The 3,015-nt window shown below is 66.2% G+C and carries 2 protein-coding genes; one reads left to right on the top strand and one right to left on the bottom strand.

Features of this window, described 5'->3' with window-relative positions:
• Window positions 1-432: 432 nt before the first annotated feature.
• Window positions 433-732, bottom strand: a complete 300-nt coding sequence (locus AC1DR7_RS20160) for a hypothetical protein (RefSeq protein WP_457321272.1) — start codon at window positions 730-732, stop codon at window positions 433-435.
• Between AC1DR7_RS20160 and AC1DR7_RS20155 the strand changes: the two genes are divergently transcribed.
• The gene (locus AC1DR7_RS20155) at window positions 724-2,709 is read left to right on the top strand and encodes an AsmA family protein (RefSeq protein ID WP_478076659.1); all 1,986 of its coding nucleotides are present in this window, start codon (window positions 724-726) and stop codon (window positions 2,707-2,709) included. The two genes, AC1DR7_RS20160 and AC1DR7_RS20155, sit on opposite strands and share 9 nt — an antisense overlap.
• Window positions 2,710-3,015 lie beyond the last annotated feature (306 nt).

Raw genomic sequence — 3,015 nt, 5'->3', positions numbered from 1 at the left:
GGACACGCCGTGAATCCATCCCTGGAGGCTCGTGGGCGCCATCCATGGCGCCCAACGGTCCCGCCAACCCACCCGCCCCGACCCCTGACAGTTTTTCGGGCCTTTTGGTGAAAGCGGTGGAGCGGTGGAGCGGTGGAGCGAAGCGAAACTATTGCCGCTTTTGTGGGAGGGGTAAGGGCATGCCGACCGGAGGTCGGCACTGAGCGAGTGCAAGGCAACGGCGAGGCCACGGCCGATGCCGCTCCTTTCCCCCACACACCTTCCCCAATACCCCTAACGCCCAAATCCCCGCCCCAGAATCGACGACCCACACACCTCGGCATCCATCACGATCAGCCACCCATGGGGTGGCTCTACCTGGCACACCGGGGGTCTGTCGGGGGGGGGGGGCGCGGGTGGGTTTACGGGACCGTTGGGCGCCATGGATGGCGCTCACGAGCTTACATGGGTGAAGGCGCATTGCTTGCGAGGCACGGCCTCGCATGCGACTGAACGCACAGCCGCCAGCGGCTGGGCCGGGCCGCGGAGCGGGACTTGCAGCGTGTCCCGTAAACCCACCCGCGCCGCGCCAACCAGCAAAACCTCAGCCAAAGGCCGTTGAAGTTGCAGTTGCAGTTGCTGTGGCTGTTGCTCTTGCTGTTGCTCCAAAGCTCCCAAAAAAAACCGCACCCTGACACCATCCTTACCAATGCTTCGCACCCCCTGCACGATGAACAGGGAAGGATGGAGCATGTGAACACTGTCGACTCCCCTGTCCCATCTCCCGTGTCGCGCCGTTGGCGCTGGCGTCGTCCCGGCAAACGAGGACAGCGGTGGCTCGCCATCCTGGTCTTCCTCTTCGCCGCCATCCTCCTGCTCATCGCGCTATGGGACTGGAACTGGTTCAAAGGACCCGTCGAACGCGCCGTCCAGGCCAAAACCGGGCGCGAGTTCCATATCAACGGCGATCTCGACGTCGACCTTGGCCGCACCACCACGATCCGCGCCGACCGCCTCACGTTCGCCAACGCCGACTGGGCCAAAACCCCGCAGATGGCCAGCGCCGACCGCGCCGAAATCGCCCTTCGCGTCTGGCCCCTGCTGCGAGGCCAGGTCCAGATCCCCGAAGTGCGCCTCACCCGCCCTGACCTGCTGTTGGAAACCGGCCCCGGCAAGGACACCCCGGGCAACTGGGATTTCCTTGGCCCCTCCACCGGCAACCCACCGCAGCTGCTGCGCCTGCTGATCGATGACGGCCGCCTGCAGTTTCTGGATGCCGCCGGTCGCACCGACGTCCTGGTCGCCCTCACCAGCGGCAAGCCGCGCACCGAGGACAGCGCCCCGCCGCTGCTGGTCAAGGGCAAGGGCCGATGGAGGGGCAACCCCTYCTCGCTCGATGGCAATACCGAATCGCCGCTGGAACTCACCAACAGCGATCACCCCTTCCGCATCCATCTCGACGGCCGTGCCGGCGGCACCCATGCCATCGCCAGCGGCACGCTGACCAATCCGTTCGCACTGCGCGTCTTCAACCTGGAGCTGATGCTCAGCGGCCAGGACATGGAAGACCTGTTTCCGCTGATCGGCGTGGCCATGCCCTCCACCCCGCCGTACCGGCTGAAAGGCCGCCTCAAGCGCGACAACGACATCTGGCGCTATGAGAACTTCACCGGCACCGCCGGCGATAGCGACCTGGGTGGCACCGCGCAGATCGATGTGGGCGGCGACCGCCCGTTCCTGAAAGCCGACCTGGTGTCCAAGCGCCTGGACTTTGATGACCTGGCTGGCTTCATCGGCGCACCGCCGAAGACCGGCGCCGGCGAAACCGCCAATGCCGAGCAGAAGGCCAAGGCTGCCGCCCTCGCCGCGCGCGCGAAGATCCTGCCCGACACGCCCTACAACCTGACCAAGCTGCGTGCCATGGATGCCGATGTGCGCTGGAAGGCGCAACGGATCAACTCGCCCGTCCTGCCGCTGGATGACATGGATGCCCACCTCAAGCTCAACGATGGTCTGCTGCGTCTGGAGCCGCTGAACTTCGGCGTGGCTGGCGGTGACATCCGCAGCACCATCCGCATGGATGCCCGCAAACCAACGATTTCGACCCAGCTGCAGGCCAGCATCCGCAAGGTGCAGCTGGGCAAGCTGATGCCCGACTCGAAGCTGGCCGAGCAGGCCTCCGGCGGCCTCAGCGGCGACGTCATGCTGGCCGGCACCGGGAACTCCGTCGCCGCCATGCTCGGCAGCTCCGACGGCAACGTCGCGCTCGGCATCGGCAAGGGGCACATCGGCAACCTGATCATGGAGCTGGCCGGGCTGGACGTAGCCGAATCGCTGAAATTCCTGTTCACCGGCGACAAGCAGATCCCGTTGCGCTGCGCCTTCGGCGACTTCGGCGTCAACAACGGTGTGATGACATCGCGCGCGCTGGCCTTCGACACCACCGACACCCTGATCATCGGTCAAGGGACTGTCGATCTCAAACAGGAACAGCTGGACCTGTTGCTACGCCCTCGCCCGAAGGACGTCAGCATCCTCGCCCTGCGCTCGCCGCTGCGCATCGGTGGGAGCTTCAAGGATCCCTCGTTCCGTCCCGACTTCAAGGCGCTCGGCCTGCGCGGCGCCATCGCCCTCACCCTGGCCACCATCACCCCGCCGGCCGCCCTGCTGGCCACGTTCGAACCCGGTCCGGGCAAGGACACCAATTGCGGTGGTCGATATGCGAAGTAACGCGTCCTGGCACGCAGCAGCTACTACGCACTGACGCTCCATGGGCTCCGCGTTGCCCTTCTCCCGCGCCTGTCGGCAGTCTCCCTTGATTCACAAGGGGACTGCCTGGACACACGCATTGCGGGGAGAACGGGTGCAGCTTTGGCCGGTAGTGCAGGCGCTGCATGGATTTAGTGCTTTCTTCGTTTGGGCCCTTCGCGAGCGTGAGGGCCCGTGGCGGCCGGTAGGCCCCTGGCGCAAATGTCCCCCGGCCGCGGGGCGTGGCGGCCGGTAGGCCCCTGGCGCAAATGTCCCCCGGCCGCGGGG

It is taken from the genome of Stenotrophomonas sp. P5_A9 (assembly GCF_056400525.1).
Note: the sequence above shows the minus strand (reverse complement) of the source record. Positions and strands in the feature narration are given on the sequence as shown.